Origin of the sequence: Pseudomonas sp. PONIH3, assembly GCF_002934345.1 — a bacterium.
In the GTDB taxonomy this organism is placed as follows: domain Bacteria; phylum Pseudomonadota; class Gammaproteobacteria; order Pseudomonadales; family Pseudomonadaceae; genus Aquipseudomonas; species Aquipseudomonas soli.
This window is the reverse complement of the sequence record NZ_CP026386.1, coordinates 3,778,211-3,797,704: the sequence shown is the minus strand read 5'-3', so window position 1 is coordinate 3,797,704 and position 19,494 is coordinate 3,778,211. Positions and strand designations below refer to the sequence as shown.

Sequence of the window (19,494 nt, the reverse complement as noted above, 5' to 3'; positions counted from 1 at the left end):
AGTTGGTTTCAACCACGCAACATGTGGACTGCCAGGCCTGCCAGGGCGCAAGCGAATAGAACCTGAATGACACCCCGCTTAAAGCGGAATAGGGCAATTGCTGCAGCAACCGCTATCATCGCTGAAGGCCAGTCAAACGCCCCACTGAAGCCTTTTGGCCAAAGTACGTGGTAGCCGAAGAACATGGCGAGGTTCAGGATCACCCCCACCACAGCCGCGGTGATGCCTGTCAGCGGTGCAGTGAATTTCATCTCGTTGTGAGTCGACTCCACCACTGGGCCACCGGCAAGGATGAAGATGAAGGAAGGCAGGAAGGTGAACCAGGTCACGAGGCTCGCCGCGACTGCACCGGCAAGGAACGGGTGCTCCGCACCGAACATCGGATGCACGTACCCACCGATGAATCCGACGAAGGCAACCACCATGATCAGTGGCCCTGGCGTGGTTTCCCCCAAAGCGAGGCCATCGATCATTTGGGTTGGCGTCAGCCACCCGTAATGACCGACAGCGCCCTGGTAGACATAAGGCAGCACCGCGTACGCCCCGCCAAACGTCATCAGTGCAGCCTTGGTGAAGAACCAGCCCATCTGCGTCAGGCTGCCGTCCCAGCCAAACGACAGCGTTAGCAACCCCATGGGCAGCACCCACAGCGCTCCACCGACCAGCAGCAGGTGTACCAGATGTCCCCAGCTGAAACGGGCATGCTCAGGGGTTGGGGTGTCGTCATCGATCAGCGCCGGACCGAAGCTGTTCTTCGCGGCCCCATGACCGCCGCCGATCACGAACTTGCCGGGTGCGAAGCGGCCCCCCACATAGCCGATGATGGCGGCCACCAGCACGATCAGCGGGAACGGCACGTTGAGGGCGAAGATAGCGACGAACGAGGCGCCGGCCATAGCCCACAGCCAGCCGTTCTTGAGGGCTCGTGAACCAATCCGGTGTGCAGCGTGGACGACAATGGCGGTGACCGCCGGCTTGATGCCATAGAAAATGCCCGCGACTACCGGCACCTCGCCAAAGGCGACATAGACCCAGGACAAACCGATCAGGATGAACAGTGAAGGCAGCACGAACAATGCGCCGGCAATTACCCCACCCCAGCTGCGGTGCATGAGCCAACCGATATACGTTGCGAGCTGCTGAGCCTCGGGGCCGGGCAGCAACATGCAGTAGTTCAGCGCGTGTAGAAACCGTTTCTCGCTGATCCACCCCCTACGCTCGACCAACTCCTGATGCATGACTGAGATCTGTCCGGCAGGCCCGCCAAAGCTGATGAAGCCTAACTTGAGCCAGAACAGGAAGGCTTCATACAGACCGATCGGCTGCTGAGACGCTTGCGATGGCGGCTGTTCACTTACTGCGGAGGTGGTATCAACCATTTTGGGCTTCCTCGCTTGCGAAAGCCGTCAGCAGGCCATCGAAGATGCCTCCTGCGACCATTGTCAGTTGATCGTCATCGCCAATGCTCTCTCTCAATCCGGCGAGGACACGCTCGATACCGGGTGCTTCGGAAGGTTGTACGCCTCCCACATCCAGGTAGTGGATGACACCCGCCAGGCGTGCCAGGCCTGGCTGCTGAAAGGCGAAGCTCTCGATGAGGGTTTCGAAGGAAACCCGCTGGCCAACGTGGCTGAATCGGGCCCCATCAAAATCAAAGCCGAGCGCATCGCTTGGGCAGTCGCTGGGACTGTCCAACCAAATGAATTGGGCATCGGCATCAACGAAGCGACGGATCAGCCAGGCACAGGCCAACCGGTCTACCCAAGGACGTTTTCGCGTTGCCCATCGGCGACCTTGGTATTCGCTGCGCTCCAGCTGGTTGATCGCCTCATCGTGCGCACTCGGCTCATCAGAAGACAGAGCGCGGCTAATCGCGGTCTCAAGCTCCTGCAGGGCCGCGTCGGCTTGGGTCTTGAGTACACCTGGGAAGAAATCGATCGCTGCCAACTGGCCGAAGGCCTTCCTGAGCTTGCGCACCTGTCGGGCTGTCAGCAACGCATTATCCGGGGATAGGTCAGCTCGGCAGCCTGCAATTTCTTCCATCAGCTTGGCGTATTCATCGCTTCTGTCGAATAGCCCGCTGAAGCGCTCCTCGCGTTCTGGCAACGACAGCAGAAATGCCGTGCCGTTGATGGCTAGCACATCTCGCTCCACGGCTTCGAACGTTTCGCGGCCCGCGCTTTGTTCCGGCAGCAAGTACACACCATCGCGTAGCACGGCGGCGCCAGAGGCCTTCAGCGTTCTCCAGGCGCGCATTCGTTCGGTGGCGTTTGCTGTCGGCAGTCCCAAAATCAATAGCGACCAGCTAATCATGTAGAAAACTCAACATAAAATGTATCTTTTCCTACATTAAGCCAGTTTCGTCCAAATGCAACGGGTATTCATCGAGCGTGTCGAGCCGTATGGAATCGCGTTGACCATATCCCCCTGGGGGGGATACGCTGTTGTCGATCTGATGAAGTTCAGGCGATAGAGATCGCCTCCAGCCGTGCACGGAGGTGCCATGCTATCTGTCCTGAAAAACCGCACTTACAGGCACCTGTTCATTGCTCAGGTGATTGCCTTGATCGGCACCGGCCTGGCGACCGTAGCGCTTGGGCTTCTGGCCTATAATCTAGCCGGCGCGCAGGCCGGCGCCGTCTTGGGCACTGCGCTCGCGATCAAGATGGTGGCCTACATTGGCGTGGCGCCGATTGCCGGTGCGTTTGCCGAACACCTACCCAGAAAAGCCATGCTGGTCTCCCTCGACCTGGTCAGGGCAGCCGTGGCGCTGTTACTCCCGTTTGTCACCGAGATCTGGCAGATCTACGTGCTGATTTTCGTGCTGCAGTCTGCATCTGCCGCGTTTACGCCAACGTTCCAGGCCACCATTCCTGACATCCTCCCTGACGAGCGTGAGTACACCCGGGCGCTATCACTTTCGCGCCTGGCTTATGACCTGGAGAGTGTTATTAGCCCGATGCTCGCGGCAGCCCTGTTGACCGTGGTCAGCTTCCACAGCCTGTTCGGTGGCACCGTCGTGGGTTTCCTCGTGTCAGCTGCGATGGTGGTTTCAGCGGTATTGCCGGTAGCCGTTCGCGGGCCCAAGCGGAGCATCTACGAGCGGACGACCAAAGGCCTACGGATCTTCCTGCGTACCCCGCGCCTGCGCGGCCTCCTGGCCTTGAACCTCGCAATTGCTGCAGCCAGCGCGATGGTTATCGTGAATACGGTCGTGTTGGTTCAGGCGAAGCTTGGGCTGGATCAGAGCGCGATGGCCATGGCGTTGATGGCTTTCGGTGGCGGTTCGATGGTGGTGGCCATGCTGCTTCCGCGACTTCTTGAGCGTCTGGACGATCGTAAGGCCATGCTTGCCGGCGGAGCGATCCTGGTGGCTGGTTTGCTGATCGGGGCTTTCGTCTCCAGTTATTCGGCCTTGGTTGTTCTGTGGGTGGTGCTGGGCGCTGGATATTCCCTGGCACAAACGCCGTCGGGGCGGATCTTGCGTCGATCTTCTTCGGCTCAGGATCGACCAGCGCTGTTCGCGGCGCAGTTCGCCTTGTCTCATGCTTGTTGGCTGATTACCTACCCGCTGGCCGGGTGGCTGGGAGCCAGCGTCAGCCTCACTGCTGCGTTCGTTGGCCTAGGTCTACTCGCTGGGTTTGCGTGGACACTGAGCAAATGGATCTGGCATCCCGACCATGAGCACGAGGTTGTGTCGCATCAGCACGACGATCTTTCGGAAGATCATCCTCATGTCGCTGATGGAAAATCTCATGCGCACTCGTTTGTCATTGATGAGCTCCACCGGAAATGGCCACGGCGATAGCGCCCTCCATCCAGGGCGGTGGAGAGTCGCTGGGTCGGTGCTATTTCTTGAGCGCCTTCAGCCGCGCACTGGCTTTCTGTACGGCGGCCATCTTCTCCGGACGTTTCATGCGCTTCCACTTGCGGATTTCATCTTTCGACCGTCCGCAGCTTACACAGAGATCGCCCTTCAACTGACAGAGTGAAATACAAGGGTTCTCGATCTGCGAAGCCATGGATGAGTTACCTGTGGGCAGGATTGTGGCGCGTGAGTGCAGGCCGCCTCAGCGGCCCGCATCCACAGATTAGGCTTGGTGAATTTCGACGGTCAGGTGCCGAATTTCATGAACCGGCAACAGCCGCTCACGAATACTTTCAACACTGGTTGCGGCTTTGCCAACAACGCTGACGATAGCGGCGTGGGCGTCGGGGCCTACGCGCCAAACGTGAAGATCGCAGATGCGGACGTCACCCGGTTGCTCAATGAACTCGCGGATTTCCTGCGCTACGTGATCATCAGTTTTGTCCAGAAGGACGCCGGCAGTCACTTTCATCAGGTTCCAGGACCAGCGCCCGATAACAACGGCGCCGACGATGCCCATCACAGGGTCGAGCCAGACCCATCCAAGGTATTTGCCCGCCAGCAGTGCGACGATCGCAAGGACCGAGGTCAGTGCATCGGCCAGGACATGCACATAGGCCGATTGCAGATTGTTGTCGCCGTGCCCGTGGCCATGATCGTGGTGATGGTGGTGGTCATGCCCGTGATCATGGTTGTGCCCGTGGCCCAGCAGCAACGCACTCACGATGTTCACCAGCAAGCCAACTATCGCGATACCAATCGCGATGCTGAATTGCACTTCATTCGGTTGGAACAAACGGACGATCGACTCAGCACCCACTGCCAGGGCAACGAGTCCCAGGATCAGCGCCGAAGCAAACCCACCCAGATCGCCGACCTTGCCCGTACCAAAACTGAACCCAGAGTTGGTGGCGTGTCGCTTGGCATACGCGTATGCAGCGGCCGCGATGCCGAGCGCACCAGCGTGTGTGGCCATGTGGAAGCCGTCGGCGAGTAGGGCCATCGATCCGGTGATGTAGCCTGCGGCAATCTCACCCACCATCATTACAACGGTCAGCAACACGACCCAGAGCGTGCGCTTCGCATTCTCTTCATGGGAGGCACCGAGAAAAACATGGTCATGGGTGGTTGCCGTCGTGCTCATAGCTTGGATGTCCGAAGTCATTTTGAGTACCGCTGAATGGCTTCCAGGAGTTCTTCTACGCCCTTGCTGCGCTCTTCGTCAGTAAGTGACGGGTGAGCTACGTGCGCCCTGGCGTGATCCTTGATGATTTCGTCCAGCAACCCATTCATCGCTCCACGGGCCGATGCCACCAGTAGCAGGGTCTTGGCGCAGTCCTCTTCTTCCTGAAGGGCTTTTTCAATTGCCTGCACCTGCCCAGCAATGCGTTTGACGCGCTTGAGCAGCGCCTCTTTGTTCGATGCGAGATGGCCCATACCATACTCCCCCTATGTATATTGGCGCGGAGATTGTCATACCCCACCCCCCTATACAAGAGACCAGTAATCAGCAGGCGATTTTTGAGACGAGCGGGATGACTGGCGAACGTATCAACCGTCATCCTGAGGAGCGGTAGATAGAGCCTTCCTTGGCTCTAACCGGGGTATCAGTCGTGAGCGTGGCCATGGCCCGCGCTATCGTTCGACACCTCTGGCTCGGCATCGCCGCATGCGACGAGCAGGCCGAGGAGACCGATTACAGCGAGCGAACGTAGCAGTTTGATGGTCATGTCGTAGGTTCCACAGTGGTGAGATCAAAAAATTGATAGGTCGAGGCTCACTTCTAGTGAGCCTCGACCACGCGTCATTTCTTCAGGTTGAGATAGTCGCCAGTCGTGTTCAGCACAATGGTGACGTTACCCGTGGTACGGTTGCGCCAGAACCAGCCATGGGTGCCGTCGAAGAGCGCAGTCAGCTCACCCTTGTCGCTTTGCACCTGACGACCCTTGCTGTAGCTGTGGAAGTCGCCCTGGGCCGCGTCATAGGTTTCACCGTGGGTGTCGTGGTTGACCGGTCCCGAAGCATTCCACTCATATGCAACGACAGTTCCCTTACGCATTTCGAGCTTGATCTCGCGCCCTTCGCCTGGCTTGAGGGTCAAACTGACCTCGTCGGTTTTTGCCGCTGGCTGCACTGCTTGCTGGGCAGGCTGCACCGCTGCAACTTGTGGAGCCGGAGCGGGAGCAGCCTCGGGAACCGGTGCCGGTATTGCCGGCGCAGGTACAGCGGCTTTCGTAGCGGCCTCATCGGCCAAGGCTTCTTGGGCGAGGGAGATCTTGATCTCGCCCATCTGGGTAAGACCCATGGCTCGGCCCAGACCTGTTGGGTCGACGGCATACTCCGAAGGCATGACCACGGTGACCAGAAGGCCCATCGCGGCAGCGAAGGCGATGGCGGTGGATCGAATGAGCTGACGGCTGCTCGGCAGTTCGTTTGCCGAAGGAAGTGGGGAGTTGAACATGTTCAGAATCCTCAAGCGGTAACAATCAGGCCAGTCAGCTGATAACCCATCAGCAGGAAACCGGCGCTCATCATGGCAACGTTGGCGGTGTAGGCGTGACGCCAGAAACCACCGGTTCTTCTCCAGAAGCCCATCACGATCAGGATGGCGCTCAGCGCGAGCAACTGACCGATCTCAACCCCGACATTGAAAGCAATGAGGTTGGGGATCAGGCCGTCGGCCGAGATTTCGTACTCCTGGATCTTTGTTGCCAGGCCAAAGCCATGCAGCAGGCCGAAGACGAGCGTCGCGGCTTTGGTGTTCGGCTGGTAACCGAACCAGCGCTTGAAGGCCCCCAGGTTGTCCATCGCCTTGTAGACCACCGAGAAACCGATGATCGCGTCGATGATGTAGGAGCTGATGCTGATCTCAGTAAGCACGCCGAACAGCAGCGTGACCGAATGTCCAACGGCGAATAGCGTGACGTAGAGGCCCACGTCCTTGAGGCGGTAGAGGAAGAAGATGACGCCGAACAGGAACAGCAGGTGGTCATAGCCCGTCATCATGTGCTTGGCGCCCATGTAGATGAACGGGATCAGCATGACCCCCGAGCTTTCCTGGATGAATCCCTTGTCGCCTTCCGCTACGGCGTGTGCCAATGCCTCCGGCATGCCGATAAGCAATGACGCGACGAACAGGAACAAGAGGCAGATGGGATGGCGTGCACGCACAGCGAGCAAGCTCCCACCCGTTATCGAGTGTAAACGCATGGATCAATCCTTTTTGCAGTGATCGAGAGCCGCAAAGCGGCCAGGGTCAGGAAGCAAAAGCAGGACGAGGTGGGCGTTCGATTCGGAAGATAGGCGGGTGTGGTACCGAGTTGCCTGACCAGGCCAATGGCATGGACGGGCCGAAGATAGGTGTCAGTTGCGCAGCAGAAGAGAGCTGAGGGGTCTCGTGCTGGTGGTCGGGCGTGAGCGGGGCATGATAGTGGTCAGTGCAATGCGCGCAGCTCCATGAGGCCTCGCCATGGTCATGCCCATGCTTCATGTTCCCTGCTTCTTGGGCAGCGACTTGAGTCGGTACTGCCAACGAATAGGCGTGCCCCGTCCAGGCCAGCATAACGGCCATAGCCAAAGCCACGAGGATGGCTGATGACAGGAAACGACGGGACATTCAGATGCCTATGACGCTGATTCAACAGCAACGTTGCACGTTTGACCTAACCCCCTGGGGGGGATAGCATCGCCAGCGTAATGTATCGCCGACAGAGACTCAAGATATGTCCGATGATCACCAGCACGATGATGAACAGGGCCATGCCCATACTCACCAGAGCCATGAGGCGATCATCAAGCGCCTGAAGCGTGCAGACGGCCATCTGCGCAGCATCATTGCCATGATCGAGGATGGGCGCGAGTGTGTAGACATTGCCCAGCAACTGCATGCGGTTGAAAAGGCCGTCTGCCAGGCCAAGCGCACGCTCATCCAGGACCATATCGACCACTGTCTTGAGGACTCGGTTGCAGCCTTGAGCAAGGGCGATCGATCGGCCCTGGACGAATTCAAGCAAATTACCAAGTACCTGTAGGGCCGTGTTCGAGCTCACCAGCTACCTCGGCCTGTTTCTGGCAGCTTTTGCGGCCGCCACGCTGCTACCCATGCAGTCAGAAGCCGCGCTGGCCGCGATGCTAGTGTCTGAGCTGTACCTGCCCGTGGCGCTTGTCGCGGTGGCTACCGCCGGCAATGTGCTGGGTTCCGTGGTTAACTGGTTTTTGGGTCGAGGCGTCGAGCACTTCAAGCACAAGCGCTGGTTCCCGATTAGGGAGTCCAAGCTGGAGAAGGCACAAGTCTTCTACCAGCGCTATGGATACTGGTCACTGCTATTGAGCTGGGTACCCATTATCGGCGATCCAATTACGTTGGTAGCCGGGGTCATGCGCGAGCCACTTTGGCGGTTCACACTGTTGGTGACCTTGGCCAAGGGTGGGCGGTACTTGCTACTGACTCTTTTGGTACTCGGGAGCATGCCGTGACGTCAGATCCCATCCGTCACAGAGAGCGGCACACGGGCCAGGACCTGATCAAGTGGATCGCCTTGATTACGATGGTGCTCGATCACATGCGGTTGGCCTGGCCGGCTACCAGTAACCTGTTTGTCTTAGGCCGACTGTCCTTTCCTTTGTTCTGTTTGGCGGTGGCCATCAACGTTTCGCGGAACCAGCCTGGTGAGTTGTTTATCCGGAGTAATGGCCGGTATCTCGCCCTTTTGGTGTTGTTTGCGGCGCTATCAGAAGTGCCATACCGGATGGTCAGCACCTCAGGCACATTCAACGTCCTGGTCACGTTGGCGTTGGGTCTGCTGGTCGCTTGGGGAGTGCAGCACCGGACGCTCGAAAGCCTGGTACTGGCCGGCGGGGCGATTCTGGCTGCCTATTTGCTGAGCGAGCCGTTGATGTTCGGCTTTTATGGAGTGTTCGTGCCGGCAGCTCTGGTGCTCGCGATCAAGCGCCCCGAACTTTTCGCGTTACTGCCCGTCGCACTCTGTGCTGCTGCCAACTCTCGAACTGGCCTGTTCGAGCAAGCAGCGCAACTAGAACCATTCGCCATCCTCGCACTGTCGACCGCCGCTCTTGCACCTCTGCTCGGTTTGGCGCTGTTCTGGGCCCCATTGCCGTTCAAGGTCGTGCCTGTCAAACAGTGGAGCTATTGGTTCTACCCCGGCCACCTGGTGGCGCTACTGGGTATTCGCAACTTGCTTTAGCTGCTGGCTTTGCTTCTATGGCTGGCATCCTCAGGGTCAAGAACACCAGCGCTGAAGGACCTGCGGACCGCCTTAGTGACAGTGGCGCTCGCCCGTTTTGTGGTTGGTGTGGCAACCCTTGGAGTCGGTACCGCCGCTATGTGCGAAGGCAGTGACCGAGGAGAACGACAGGACTGCTGCGATCACGAGGTAAACGATTTTCATCAGGCTACTCCATGCTTGGTTTTTGTACGTGGCTTCGGCCACCGGCGAAGATTATGGCTAATTGCCTTCATACGGCAAGCGGCTGCGTCCCCGACGAGGTGTGGTCCAATGAAAGGGGTAATTACGGGCGTCGGGCTGGAGCCCGTGGAATTAAACGCTGCGAGAGTTTTAATTCTCTAAATCCAATCGTCCCGAGTCCCGTATACACCTACAGGCCTCCTAATGAGGCCCAAAGAGTGGTTGTTAATGGCCAATTAAACTGACCCACCTCTGGCCAACAATTTTGACCCACCCATAGTGGCATTGGCCACCGACCATGTAGCGTCACCCGCCTTATGCACAGGCCGGGGACAGATCATTGAAGGAGTGGGTTGTGATTCACAAGATCAAGGGGTTGTATGACCAGGGCCGAGGCCTGTCGGTCCGTGCCATCAGTCGTGAGCTGGGGATTTCCCGGAACACCGTACGCAAGTATCTCCACCTGGATGAGATGCAGATCAGCGCTACCATTGCTGACCCTTCACGCACCAAGGTGCTCGACGAGCACCGCGATTATCTGATTAATCAGTTGGGTCAGTTTCCAGCCCTGAGCGCAGTCAAGCTGGCCCGTCGCCTGAGGGAGCGCACCACCGAGCTGGCGGTGTCAGACCGGAGCATTCGCCGCTATGTGCAAGCGCTCAAGCAGCAGGTTGCCAGTGGCCAGTTGCGCTATTACGAGCCGGTCGTTGAGTCAGTGCCTGGCGTGCAGTGTCAGGTCGACCCCGGTGAGCTGCGAGGCGTCATGATTGGCGGCCTGGAGCGTGTCGTTCATTTTGTGGTGTTTGTGCTGTCCTGTTCACGGCTGATGTATGTCGGTCTGAACTTCCGGCCGCTGGATACCGAACGGTTTATCCAGATGCACGACGAGGCCTTCCGCTACTTCGGCGGCGTCACCGAGGAGTGCATCTACGATCAGACCAAGATGGTGGTGATCAACGAGCAGTACCGTGAGCTGACGCTGAACCAGCGCTTCCACCAGTATGCGACTACCGTCGGGTACCGCATCCATGCCTGCGAGGGCTATGACCCGGAGAGCAAGGGCAAGGTGGAGGCCGGGGTCAAGTACGTCAAGCGTGACTGCTTCTACGGCGAGCACTTCCAGGACGAGGCCGCCGTCCGACAGCACCTGAATGATTGGCTCGAGACTGTCGCCAACGCACGCGTGCACGGCACGACGGGGCAGCATCCAAGAGCGCATTTCGAGGCACTGGAGCGTAGTCAGCTCAAGCCCTATCTCGTCCCGCAGAACCTGCTGCACGTGGCGCCGACAAGGGAGACCCGCAAGGTCGACAAGACCGGCTTGATCTCATGGCAGGCCAACAAGTACTCGGTACCCATGGCCTGGCAGCAAGCCCGTGTCGGTGTCAGCGCACAGGACAACCAGTTGCTGATCCATGACCTGGAGAGCGGTGAACTCATAGCCACCCATGACCTGTGCAAGGCCAAGGGCCGGATGATCAAGAACAACAACCATTACCGAGACCATGCCCAGCGCATTACCGACCTGGAGCGCGGCATCGACTCGATCCTGCCCGATGCCCTTGGGGCAACCCTGTGCCAACTGCTCAAGCGTACTTCGCCGCGTATCTACAAGGATCAGCTGGTTGCTGCACGCGACCTGCTCATGGCCCATGCGCCGGTTGATACGGCGTTGCTCGGCGAGTTGTGCGAGCGCAGTGAACTGACCGCCACCGGGCTCAAGCGCTACCTCGAAGCATGGCAGCAAGCCAAGGCGCGGGGCCGGATCATCGGCGACCATGACTATGCGCCAGAGGCCGGTAGCCAGGTTAGTCACGCCGACCTGAACGCTTATGCCCGCATTGGCCAGTCGACTGGCCACGGGGTGACCCAATGAGCCTGCTCGACAGCACTATCGCGCAGTACCGAAGCCTGCGCCTCAGCGCGACCGCGGGTGAGCTGGCCACCCTGCTGGCCAGAGCCGAAGCCAATGAACTGTCCTACCTGAGCTTCGCCCAGTCACTGGTCGAGCATGAGCTTAACGCCCGCTCCAGTAGCCGCGTAAGCCGCAACCTCAAGCAGGCGCAGTTCCCCTCGGAGAAGCATCTGGAGGCCTTCGATTACCGGCACCAGACCACCATCACCAAGCGCCAGGTCAGCACCTTGCTGGACTTCAGCTTTATCGACAACCGCGACAACCTGGTGTTCATCGGACCACCGGGTGTGGGCAAGACCCACTTGGCCATTGGGATTGGCCACAAGGCGGTTCAGGCGGGCTACAAGGTGCTGTTCCGCACGGCTCTGGCGTTGGTCGAGGATCTGGAGCTGGCGGAAATGAAGGGCGAGCTGAAGAAGCGCCTTAATCAGCTGAGCAAATACGACGTGCTGATCATCGATGAGCTGGGCTACCTGCCGATGACGCGCCAAGCCCGGTACAACCTGTTCCAGTTAATCAACAACCTGTACGAGTACCGCTCGGTCATCCTGACCACCAACAAGGACTTCACCAGCTGGGGCGAGTTCTTCCATGACGACAACGTGGCCGTGCCCATCATCGACCGCGTGATCCACCATTCACACATCTTTATGCTGGGAGGTGAGAGCTATCGTTTGAAGCAGAAAACCGGCGGTTAGCGGTGAGCAAGTGGGTCAATTCTATTGGCCAAAAGTGGGTCAAAATTAATGGCCATTGACAGTGGTGAACTGGCGCTTGCGCTACAGCGCAGAACCCGATACGGGGAGCTAGTTGAAAAGCTCCAAGAAACGGCTGAAATTGACGGCAGCTATGGCAAGGCCACTCAGTACGATAACTGTCGTGTAGATCGGATGGTCTTTGACGATTTCAATCAACACAACAGGGTGCACCCCGTTCCGCTCGTACCATTTGGATTTCGTCTTCAAGGACTTGTCATGTGTCCGTTCGAAGAAGTTCGCAAACATATCGAGCTTCCTCAAGGTCGATTGATGCATTTTTATGTACTCAGCGTTCACAAAGGCGGCAGCCTCATCAGCGCCCGGCAGCGCGTCTTGGTCGCTGGCATTGTTGAGTTCAGCTAATGCCATGATCCTGCCTTTCCTTCCCTTGCTATCGGCATGCGGGGCATAATTTCTTCCATACAACGCAACCAGCTCACGCGCAAGGTCAACCTTCTTGTCATCCGGCAGCTCTACGGGTTTGCCGCCGAGTACCCGGAAGCGATGCTCAAGCGCAAAGAACCCGAAATTTTCGTCTCGCATATTCCAGTGCAGGAAACGGCAATCCTTGTGCTTATCAAGCCATTGGAAAAAGCCTTTGAGCATCGACTTTTCGAATTTATTGAGCTCTGCTTGCATGCTGGAGAGCTGTTTGCTGAGCTCTGCTTCTTTATGGATGGACCATGATTTGGTCTGGCCGGTTTTTAGGTTTCGTGTGGCGATGGAGGTCACACGTTTCGACTCCCCCGTATCGTTCTGATAAAACGATTCGCAGGAGTAGTGGATTACGTAAACTCGGTTCGCGTCGAGGTAGAGGTCTTCGATTAACGCTCTGCTCCTTTTGCGATCCTTTACCCGATCTAGCTCTGCTCCCACCACCTTCCCCTCAACCCAGTGCAATGTAGGCGAAGCTGGTGATTCTGCCCTCAAATGTGAGTACCCGCTAGATTTACCCCTAGCTTTGCCTTTGACTCTCCCTGAGGGTATACCGCCTGGGGATAACCAGCTTGCTTTGTCTTGGCGGATTGCCCTGCCGATTGACGTGGCCCACATAAGCCGCTTCAAATGCCGTCAGAACGCAGGACCATTCGCTCCCGTCGAGCTGGCTGGTGGGCGTGAGCCAAGAGGCGTATCCTACAAGCGCTTGCTCCGAGACTTGTTGGCCTACAGCCTCCCCTTGGAGACATCTGATAGCCCGCCGCCGAGGCGGGCTTCTTTGCTACCAGATCTGTACAGCAGCGCCTTTGGTTGGCTAGCTGCCCAAGCTAGGCTCTGCCAGAACGCATGCCCATAAGCGGTCTACCTGTCTCCCTAGGCACGCCGGTTATCGACGTACCCAAATCTTTTATCAGGCGCATGGAAAGCAGGCGGAGGTTTGGCGAAATTCGCTTACGCAGTCATTGCTTCGCAGGAATCTGCGCAGGTCATACAGGCCTGTGCGCATTGCTGACAGTGGTCAGCATCTCGGTGCGAAGGCCTGCCCGATCATTTAAGGCTGGAAAATCACTGCTTCTGAATGCTCACGATTTCGCGACGCTTCCCCCCATACGGAACCCAAATTTCACCTTGTCTCCTACGTTCAAGCCCTTCAGCTGTGCAGGCTCAGCTTGGATCCGTCCCTGAAAACGTTATGGAGTCATGAAAATGATTCCTCGACAGATCAGCGCCCAGCCGCGTGCCATCGCCCCGCTGCTACGCAGAACGATGGTGTGAAATTAAGAGGGAGTCAGACGCGGGGAGGACGCCATGGATCGGGGGGGAGAACCTGTCGCTATGCCTACAGCATAGGTATCGGCAGGTCGTGGGTAACCGTCTGGCCAACTCACCCCTCAGCACACAGACCAGCTCGGACAAGAACGGGTGGAAAACAAAGCCTTGCCCGCAGGTATACCCATTGAATAAGCCTGTATCTGACGTAGGTCATGCAGAGCCTGCCAGCGGGTCGCAATCGACGATGGCTTCATTGTATACTTCGGCTCCGCATACCCCTTGAGCTACAGGAACATCAGCATGACTGTACTCCAAACGATCTACTGGCAGCCTACGCCGCCTTAGCGCTACGCCCCCTCGCAACAACCTGCTTCCGCTAGCCTCGCTCGCGGGTGCTCACTGCTGTACGCCTGGTTTTACACCTTAAGCACACAGCAAAAAATCCTCAAAATTTGAATTTGTATCGATTCGCTCGCCACTCCCTTGGCGTGCGCGATGCTTTGCCTTGGATATTTATATGCTGCAAAAACTTAGACAAACGTGGTTTTCCAACGTCCGTGCCGACGTGCTCGCGGGGCCGGTGGTCGCACTCGCGCTGATCCCGGAAGCCATCGCCTTTTCCATCATCGCCGGGGTAGATCCCAAAGTCGGTCTCTACGCCTCCTTCTGTATCTGTGCTGTCATCGCCTTTGTCGGCGGGCGCCCCGGAATGATCTCGGCGGCGACAGGCGCCATGGCACTGCTGATGGTTACGCTGGTAAAAGAGCATGGACTCCAGTACCTGCTGGCCGCGACGCTACTATGTGGCGTACTTCAAATCCTTGCCGGCTACCTGAAGCTCGGCTCGTTGATGCGCTTTGTTTCACGCTCGGTAGTCACCGGCTTCGTAAACGCATTAGCGATTCTGATTTTTATGGCGCAATTGCCTGAGCTGACCAATGTCACCTGGCATGTCTATGCCATGACCGCTGCGGGCCTGGGAATCATCTACCTGTTCCCGTATGTACCGAAAATCGGCAAGGTGATTCCCTCTCCATTGGTGTGCATTCTGACGCTGACTGCCATCGCCATTTACCTCGGTTTGGATATCCGCACCGTCGGTGACATGGGCCAACTGCCTGATACGCTCCCGATCTTCCTCTGGCCTGAAGTTCCGCTGAATTTTGAAACCCTGCGCATCATTTTCCCGTACTCGGCTGCGTTGGCAGTAGTGGGTCTACTCGAATCAATGATGACCGCGACCATCGTCGACGACCTTACCGACACCACCAGCAACAAAAACCGCGAGTGCAAAGGCCAGGGTGTGGCCAACATCGCTGCCGGCATGCTTGGCGGCATGGCAGGTTGCGCCATGATCGGCCAGTCGATCATCAACGTGAAATCTGGTGGCCGCACCCGTCTCTCGACATTGTGTGCCGGCGTTTTCCTGCTGCTGATGGTGGTATTTCTTGGCGAGTGGCTCTCCAAAATCCCTATGGCGGCACTCGTGGCTGTGATGATCATGGTGTCCATCGGCACCTTTAGCTGGGATTCCTTGCGTAATCTGAAAGAGCATCCGCTGTCGACCAACCTCGTCATGGTGGCGACCGTCGTGGTCGTCGTGGCCACTCACAATCTGGCTTACGGCGTACTGGTAGGTGTGCTGCTGGCCTCCCTGTTCTTCGCAAACAAGGTCGGGCACTACCTGGATATCAAGAGCACTCTTGAAGAGACGAAATCGCATCGGACTTACCGCGTCGTGGGCCAGGTGTTCTTTAGCTCTGCGGACAAGTTCACTGAGGTTTTTGACTTCAAGGAGGCGCTCAACAAGGTCACCATCGATCTCACACAGGCGCATTTCTGGGATATCACCGCCGTCGCAGCGCTGGATAAGGTCGTGATCAAGTTCCGACGCGAAGGCGCTGAGGTTGAAGTGCTCGGTCTCAATGAAGCCAGCGCGACAATCGTTGACCGCTTCGGCGTGCATGACAAACCCGGTGCCATCGACAAGCTCATGAGCCACTAAGGAGAACGACAATGACCCGCGTAATGGCATGCATTGATAACTCACAATCCTCATTGGCGGTCTGCGATTACGCAGCATGGGCCTCGCAACGACTCAGCGCTCCCCTGACCTTGCTTCATGTGCTGGATAAGGAGAAATATCCTGCATCCGCTGACCTCAGCGGCAATATCGGTCTCGGTAGCAGAGAACATCTGCTGGAAGAGTTGGCCATGCTGGATGCGCAGCGGGCAAAACTGGCGTTGGAGCATGGGCAGCACATGCTTGAAAAAGCTCGCGAGCGAACAGTTCACTCTGGCGCCATGTCACCTGATATGAAGCAGCGCCATGGCCATCTCGTCGAGAGCCTGAGCGATCTCCAAGACGATATTCGGTTACTGGTGATTGGAAGAGTCGGTGAGGACAGCACGCGCAGTGCCCAAAGTCTTGGCAGCCAGATTGAAGCGATAGTCCGAACTATCCACCGCCCCACCCTGATTACAACCAGCCATTTCAGGAAACCTGAAACGGTCATGGTGGCATTTGACGGCAGCGCAACAGGCCACAAGACCTTACAGATGCTTGCTTCAAGCCCGCTGTGCGAAGGCCTGCCAATTCATATCGTCATGGTTGGAACGGATTCTGAAGACAACCAGAACGCGCTGGAGAAGGCACGAACCACGCTTGCGTCTTCCGGCTCGCTGGTGCATTCCGAGATCCGCCCAGGCGAAGTAGAGTCCACACTGCATGCGTATCAGGCAGAGCACGGCATTGACCTCTTGGTCATGGGGGCGTACGGGCACTCACGCATCAGGCAGTTTCTGATAGGCAGCACGACCACGACGATGCTGCGTACATCCACTGTACCCTTATTGCTGCTTCGCTGAGCCAGTTCCACTGGCCACAGTATTTCCAGAACTGAGGAAATACCGTGGCCACCCTGGACGATGACTAACTGATCTTGCCGCTACGAGACCACATGCAACTCATAACTGAAATTGTTCACCCCGAGCTGAAATCCAAGCAGGGCAGAGTATTCCGTCGACATGCAGCTCGCGGCATCGTGATGCGGGGTGAACAGATCCTGTTGCTGTTCACCGAGCGCTATAACGATTTCAGCTTTCCTGGAGGCGGCCTTGATGGTGACGAGGACATTGTCGCAGGCCTGAAGCGTGAGCTTGAGGAAGAGACTGGTGCTCGTGAAATACAGGTGCTCCAGCACTACGGTTACATCGAGGAGTACCGGCCCTACCAAAAGCCACAGTACGATCTGATGCACATGACCTCGCATTTTTATCAATGCGAAGTAGCGCCCCAGCTAGAGCCGGTGAGAATGGAAAGCCACGAAATCGCTAATGGTATGCGGCCTGTCTGGATCAACCTGCATGAAGCCATCGCACACAATGAAGCCGTCATGCAGCGTCACGAGTCTTCGATGGGGCAGTCAATTCTGCGCGAAACCTACATGCTGAGAAAAGTCGCTTCCGAATTGTTGATGCCAATCAGCCTTTGAGCTGACTATTTGGCGAAGTCCACTTAGCCTGCCTCAGGCAAGCATCCAATGCTGCGGGAGTAATTGCGTGATTTCGCTCGCCCGCTGTGTCGGAAGCCGCATCAGTACATCCTTGAGATAGGCATACGGATCGTGCCCATTCATACGCGCCGACTGGATCAGGCTCATGATTGCCGCCGCCCTTTTTCCACTGCGCAGCGACCCGGCAAATAACCAGTTCGAGCGCCCAAGCGCCCACGGCCGGATCAAATTCTCGATCTGGTTATTGTCGATGGGCACAGCACCATCTTCCAGGTAGCGCGTCAGCGCTACCCAGCGTTTAAGGCTGTAATCCAGGGCCTTGGCCGTGGCCGAACCCTCGGGCACAAGTTCGCGTTGGGCCAACATCCACTCATGCAGTTTTTCAGCGATGGGCACCGCTGTTTCCTGACGTAATCGCCAGCGGGCTTCGTCGCTCATTTCCTTGGCGTGTCGCTCGACTTCATACAACCCGCCAATCGAGTGAAGCGCCTGCTCCGCCAACTGGCTTTTATTGGCTGCATGCAGGTCGAAGAATTTGCGGCGTGCATGGGCCATGCAGCCGATTTCGGTGATGCCCAGCTCGAAGCTGGCCTTGTAGCCGGCGAAGTCATCGCAGACCAGCTTACCGTTCCACGTGCCCAGGAAGTTACGCGCATGTTCGCCGGCACGGCTGGGGCTGAAGTCGTAGACCACGGCCTTTAGGGCCGAGAAAGGCGTGGTGCTATAGGCCCACACGTAAGCGCGGTGGGTTTTCTTTTCGCCTGGTGCGAGCATCTGAACCGGGGTCTCATCGGCGTGGATCACGCCCTGGGCCAACACATGCTCACGCAGCGCATCGACCAGAGGCTGGAGCTGCACACCGGTCTGTCCGATCCATTGCGCCAGTGTCGAACGGGCGATGGGCAGTCCGGCCCGACCAAAAATCTTCTCCTGCCGGTACAGCGGTAAATGGTCGGCGAACTTCGCCACCATCACGTGGGCCAAAAGGCCTGCGGTCGGGATGCCCTTGTCGATCACTTGGGCCGGTACAGGCGCCTGGATCAGTGTTTCACACTGACGGCACGTCCATTTTCCACGCACATGCCGCTCAACTGTGAACACGCCCGGAGTGTAATCGAGCTTCTCGCTGACGTCTTCGCCGATTCGCTGAAGCTGGCAGCCGCACACGCACTGAGTATTCTCTGGTTCGTGACGGATCACGGTTCGCGGAAACTGCGGCGGCAGTGGTGCACGCTTGGGCTTATGACGTGGCTCGGCCGGTGCGGCCGGCGGATTGGCTGCCTTCAGCTCGGCTTCGATAGCTGCGATATCGGTATCGAGCAGATCATCAAGCAGACTGCCTTGGTCGGGGCTCAGTTGCTCGCTGCGCTTGGCGAACTTGTGTCGCTTGAGGATGGCGATTTCATGAGCCAGTTGCTCGTTGACCGTTTCGAGGCGTTGGATTTTCTGGCTCATGGAGTCGACCTGGGACAGCAACTGCATAGCCTGTTCGGCCAAGCCGCGCAGCTGTTCCGGTGTCATCTGGTCGAGATTGGGCGAGGAAGTCATGCCGCTGATTGTGTCAGAGCAGGTCGTCAACAGCGATAAACCGATGGGCTAATGGCAGGGGCTAAAGCACTGTGATCGCGCTGCCTGCGCCGACCCGCTGCCACGGCAAACCCAGTACCAAGGCTTGAAGTTGCTCGTTATCGAGTTCGACTTCCGATCCGTGACGGATGCCGGGCCAATGAAACTTGCCTTGGTTCAATCGTCGCGCTGCCAGCCAAATGCCCACACCGTCATGCACCAAGACTTTCATTCGGTTGGCACGGCGATTAGCGAAGAGGTATGCGCAGTGCGGCTTCGCCACACCGAACACCGCGATCACCCTGGCCAGCGCGGTCTCGGTACCGGCGCGCATGTCCATAGGCTCGGTGGCAAGCCAGATGGCATCGATCCGAATCATTCCAACAGGTCTCGCAGAAAGGTGGCACAGGCGACAGCGCTTTCGGTCGGCCAGTTCACTTTGACGGTGCCACGCGGGTGCTGGATTTCAATGCAGATACTTGATGAAGCTGCCTGCGAATGTCCTCCGGCTAGCGGCAAGGGCACTGGAATGAAAGCAGGTTGCAGCGCCATAGTTTTGTTCGTGAGTACCCTAATCCATTTATGTACGAGGTTCGCGTTAAGGCTGTGCTTCTGCGCGACGCTGGCAATCGATGCGCCGGGCTGGGCGCACTCTTGGACAACTTGGGCCTTGAAGGATTTTGAATAGGAACGGCGTTGTGACTGCATGGAAAGACCCGCTTAAAAGGCTAGAAAT

22 protein-coding genes are annotated in these 19,494 nt (G+C 57.6%); 9 read left to right on the top strand and 13 right to left on the bottom strand.

Features of this window, described 5'->3' with window-relative positions; translation table 11 throughout:
• Nucleotides 1-8: 8 nt before the first annotated feature.
• Together chrA and C3F42_RS17550 are read right to left on the bottom strand one after the other, a co-directional pair.
• The gene (chrA, locus tag C3F42_RS17555; RefSeq protein WP_012316909.1) at nt 9-1,379 is read right to left on the bottom strand and encodes a chromate efflux transporter; all 1,371 of its coding nucleotides are present in this window, start codon (nt 1,377-1,379) and stop codon (nt 9-11) included.
• Nucleotides 1,372-2,313 (bottom strand): chromate resistance protein ChrB domain-containing protein, encoded by a 942-nt coding sequence (locus C3F42_RS17550; protein WP_012316910.1) that lies wholly within the window; start codon nt 2,311-2,313, stop codon nt 1,372-1,374. Before C3F42_RS17550 ends, chrA begins: the two co-directional genes overlap by 8 nt.
• Nucleotides 2,314-2,503: 190 nt before the next feature.
• Here C3F42_RS17550 and C3F42_RS17545 point away from each other — a divergent pair, with 190 nt between their 5' ends.
• Nucleotides 2,504-3,808 (top strand): MFS transporter, encoded by a 1,305-nt coding sequence (locus C3F42_RS17545; RefSeq protein ID WP_012316911.1) that lies wholly within the window; start codon nt 2,504-2,506, stop codon nt 3,806-3,808.
• Between the two features lie 40 nt (nt 3,809-3,848).
• Here C3F42_RS17545 and C3F42_RS17540 read toward each other — a convergent pair whose 3' ends face one another.
• The 6 genes from C3F42_RS17540 to C3F42_RS17520 form a co-directional block, all read right to left on the bottom strand.
• On the bottom strand, nt 3,849-4,022 hold the full coding sequence (locus C3F42_RS17540) for a DUF1289 domain-containing protein (RefSeq protein ID WP_012316912.1): 174 nt from the start codon (nt 4,020-4,022) through the stop codon (nt 3,849-3,851).
• Nucleotides 4,023-4,091: 69 nt separating this feature from the next.
• A complete protein-coding gene (gene dmeF / locus C3F42_RS17535; RefSeq protein WP_012316913.1) occupies nt 4,092-5,033 on the bottom strand; it encodes a CDF family Co(II)/Ni(II) efflux transporter DmeF in 942 nt (313 codons plus the stop codon).
• Nucleotides 5,030-5,305: a metal/formaldehyde-sensitive transcriptional repressor gene (locus tag C3F42_RS17530; protein WP_012316914.1), complete on the bottom strand. Its 276-nt coding sequence runs from the start codon at nt 5,303-5,305 to the stop codon at nt 5,030-5,032. The genes dmeF and C3F42_RS17530 overlap by 4 nt, the downstream gene beginning before the upstream one ends.
• A 170-nt stretch (nt 5,306-5,475) precedes the next feature.
• Nucleotides 5,476-5,598, bottom strand: coding sequence for a hypothetical protein (locus tag C3F42_RS29985; RefSeq protein ID WP_016489889.1), 123 nt, complete (start codon nt 5,596-5,598; stop codon nt 5,476-5,478).
• Nucleotides 5,599-5,672: 74 nt separating this feature from the next.
• A complete protein-coding gene (locus tag C3F42_RS17525; RefSeq protein WP_012316915.1) occupies nt 5,673-6,329 on the bottom strand; it encodes a hypothetical protein in 657 nt (218 codons plus the stop codon).
• Nucleotides 6,330-6,340: 11 nt separating this feature from the next.
• Nucleotides 6,341-7,078, bottom strand: a complete 738-nt coding sequence (locus C3F42_RS17520) for a HupE/UreJ family protein (RefSeq protein ID WP_012316916.1) — start codon at nt 7,076-7,078, stop codon at nt 6,341-6,343.
• 512 nt (nt 7,079-7,590) lie between these two features.
• Between C3F42_RS17520 and C3F42_RS17510 the strand changes: the two genes are divergently transcribed.
• From C3F42_RS17510 to C3F42_RS17500, 3 genes are read left to right on the top strand one after another with little or no spacing between them, the layout of a single operon-like run.
• Nucleotides 7,591-7,899 carry a metal-sensing transcriptional repressor gene (locus C3F42_RS17510; RefSeq protein ID WP_012316917.1) on the top strand — a complete coding sequence of 103 codons (309 nt, stop codon included), beginning with the start codon at nt 7,591-7,593 and terminating at the stop codon, nt 7,897-7,899.
• Between the two features lie 4 nt (nt 7,900-7,903).
• Nucleotides 7,904-8,344, top strand: coding sequence for a YqaA family protein (locus tag C3F42_RS17505; RefSeq protein ID WP_012316918.1), 441 nt, complete (start codon nt 7,904-7,906; stop codon nt 8,342-8,344).
• A complete protein-coding gene (locus C3F42_RS17500; RefSeq protein WP_012316919.1) occupies nt 8,341-9,072 on the top strand; it encodes a TraX family protein in 732 nt (243 codons plus the stop codon). Before C3F42_RS17505 ends, C3F42_RS17500 begins: the two co-directional genes overlap by 4 nt.
• Nucleotides 9,073-9,144: 72 nt before the next feature.
• Here the strand turns inward: C3F42_RS17500 and C3F42_RS17495 are convergent, their stop codons facing one another.
• Complete coding sequence (locus C3F42_RS17495) at nt 9,145-9,276, bottom strand: YHYH domain-containing protein (protein WP_016489890.1); 132 nt, start codon at nt 9,274-9,276, stop codon at nt 9,145-9,147.
• A gap of 373 nt (nt 9,277-9,649) precedes the next feature.
• Between C3F42_RS17495 and istA the strand changes: the two genes are divergently transcribed.
• Nucleotides 9,650-11,170 (top strand): IS21 family transposase, encoded by a 1,521-nt coding sequence (gene istA, locus C3F42_RS17490; RefSeq protein WP_081273177.1) that lies wholly within the window; start codon nt 9,650-9,652, stop codon nt 11,168-11,170.
• The gene (istB, locus tag C3F42_RS17485; RefSeq protein WP_064491510.1) at nt 11,167-11,907 is read left to right on the top strand and encodes an IS21-like element helper ATPase IstB; all 741 of its coding nucleotides are present in this window, start codon (nt 11,167-11,169) and stop codon (nt 11,905-11,907) included. Before istA ends, istB begins: the two co-directional genes overlap by 4 nt.
• A 108-nt stretch (nt 11,908-12,015) precedes the next feature.
• On the opposite strand, the gene C3F42_RS17480 is transcribed toward istB, so the two are convergent.
• A complete protein-coding gene (locus C3F42_RS17480; protein ID WP_177336881.1) occupies nt 12,016-12,699 on the bottom strand; it encodes a hypothetical protein in 684 nt (227 codons plus the stop codon).
• Between the two features lie 1,495 nt (nt 12,700-14,194).
• Between C3F42_RS17480 and C3F42_RS17465 the strand changes: the two genes are divergently transcribed.
• The 3 genes from C3F42_RS17465 to C3F42_RS17455 all read left to right on the top strand — a co-directional run bounded on the left by C3F42_RS17465 (nt 14,195) and on the right by C3F42_RS17455 (nt 17,171).
• The gene (locus C3F42_RS17465; protein ID WP_104443855.1) at nt 14,195-15,682 is read left to right on the top strand and encodes a SulP family inorganic anion transporter; all 1,488 of its coding nucleotides are present in this window, start codon (nt 14,195-14,197) and stop codon (nt 15,680-15,682) included.
• Between the two features lie 11 nt (nt 15,683-15,693).
• Nucleotides 15,694-16,545: a universal stress protein gene (locus C3F42_RS17460; RefSeq protein ID WP_012316922.1), complete on the top strand. Its 852-nt coding sequence runs from the start codon at nt 15,694-15,696 to the stop codon at nt 16,543-16,545.
• Nucleotides 16,546-16,637: 92 nt separating this feature from the next.
• Nucleotides 16,638-17,171 (top strand): NUDIX hydrolase, encoded by a 534-nt coding sequence (locus C3F42_RS17455; RefSeq protein WP_009684099.1) that lies wholly within the window; start codon nt 16,638-16,640, stop codon nt 17,169-17,171.
• Nucleotides 17,172-17,204: 33 nt separating this feature from the next.
• Here the strand turns inward: C3F42_RS17455 and C3F42_RS17450 are convergent, their stop codons facing one another.
• The 3 genes from C3F42_RS17450 to C3F42_RS17440 all read right to left on the bottom strand — a co-directional run bounded on the left by C3F42_RS17450 (nt 17,205) and on the right by C3F42_RS17440 (nt 19,466).
• Nucleotides 17,205-18,740 (bottom strand): IS66 family transposase, encoded by a 1,536-nt coding sequence (locus C3F42_RS17450; protein WP_009684098.1) that lies wholly within the window; start codon nt 18,738-18,740, stop codon nt 17,205-17,207.
• A gap of 61 nt (nt 18,741-18,801) precedes the next feature.
• Nucleotides 18,802-19,137 carry an IS66 family insertion sequence element accessory protein TnpB gene (gene tnpB, locus C3F42_RS29980; protein ID WP_009684097.1) on the bottom strand — a complete coding sequence of 112 codons (336 nt, stop codon included), beginning with the start codon at nt 19,135-19,137 and terminating at the stop codon, nt 18,802-18,804.
• Entirely contained in the window at nt 19,134-19,466 is a 333-nt protein-coding gene (locus tag C3F42_RS17440; RefSeq protein WP_009684096.1) for a transposase, read from the bottom strand. The genes tnpB and C3F42_RS17440 overlap by 4 nt, the downstream gene beginning before the upstream one ends.
• Nucleotides 19,467-19,494 lie beyond the last annotated feature (28 nt).

Bases quoted from the DNA above. Each gene is read 5' to 3' on its own strand.
- chrA (WP_012316909.1), bottom strand. From the start codon at position 1,379: ATGGTTGATACCACCTCCGCAGTAAGTGAACAGCCGCCATCGCAAGCG.
- C3F42_RS17465 (WP_104443855.1), top strand. From the start codon at position 14,195: ATGCTGCAAAAACTTAGACAAACGTGGTTTTCCAACGTCCGTGCCGAC.
- C3F42_RS17495 (WP_016489890.1), bottom strand. From the start codon at position 9,276: ATGAAAATCGTTTACCTCGTGATCGCAGCAGTCCTGTCGTTCTCCTCG.
- C3F42_RS29985 (WP_016489889.1), bottom strand. From the start codon at position 5,598: ATGACCATCAAACTGCTACGTTCGCTCGCTGTAATCGGTCTCCTCGGC.
- istB (WP_064491510.1), top strand. From the start codon at position 11,167: ATGAGCCTGCTCGACAGCACTATCGCGCAGTACCGAAGCCTGCGCCTC.
- C3F42_RS17510 (WP_012316917.1), top strand. From the start codon at position 7,591: ATGTCCGATGATCACCAGCACGATGATGAACAGGGCCATGCCCATACT.
- C3F42_RS17540 (WP_012316912.1), bottom strand. From the start codon at position 4,022: ATGGCTTCGCAGATCGAGAACCCTTGTATTTCACTCTGTCAGTTGAAG.
- C3F42_RS17460 (WP_012316922.1), top strand. From the start codon at position 15,694: ATGACCCGCGTAATGGCATGCATTGATAACTCACAATCCTCATTGGCG.
- tnpB (WP_009684097.1), bottom strand. From the start codon at position 19,137: ATGATTCGGATCGATGCCATCTGGCTTGCCACCGAGCCTATGGACATG.
- C3F42_RS17455 (WP_009684099.1), top strand. From the start codon at position 16,638: ATGCAACTCATAACTGAAATTGTTCACCCCGAGCTGAAATCCAAGCAG.
- C3F42_RS17440 (WP_009684096.1), bottom strand. From the start codon at position 19,466: ATGCAGTCACAACGCCGTTCCTATTCAAAATCCTTCAAGGCCCAAGTT.
- dmeF (WP_012316913.1), bottom strand. From the start codon at position 5,033: ATGACTTCGGACATCCAAGCTATGAGCACGACGGCAACCACCCATGAC.
- C3F42_RS17520 (WP_012316916.1), bottom strand. From the start codon at position 7,078: ATGCGTTTACACTCGATAACGGGTGGGAGCTTGCTCGCTGTGCGTGCA.
- C3F42_RS17450 (WP_009684098.1), bottom strand. From the start codon at position 18,740: ATGACTTCCTCGCCCAATCTCGACCAGATGACACCGGAACAGCTGCGC.
- C3F42_RS17550 (WP_012316910.1), bottom strand. From the start codon at position 2,313: ATGATTAGCTGGTCGCTATTGATTTTGGGACTGCCGACAGCAAACGCC.
- C3F42_RS17530 (WP_012316914.1), bottom strand. From the start codon at position 5,305: ATGGGCCATCTCGCATCGAACAAAGAGGCGCTGCTCAAGCGCGTCAAA.
- C3F42_RS17525 (WP_012316915.1), bottom strand. From the start codon at position 6,329: ATGTTCAACTCCCCACTTCCTTCGGCAAACGAACTGCCGAGCAGCCGT.
- C3F42_RS17545 (WP_012316911.1), top strand. From the start codon at position 2,504: ATGCTATCTGTCCTGAAAAACCGCACTTACAGGCACCTGTTCATTGCT.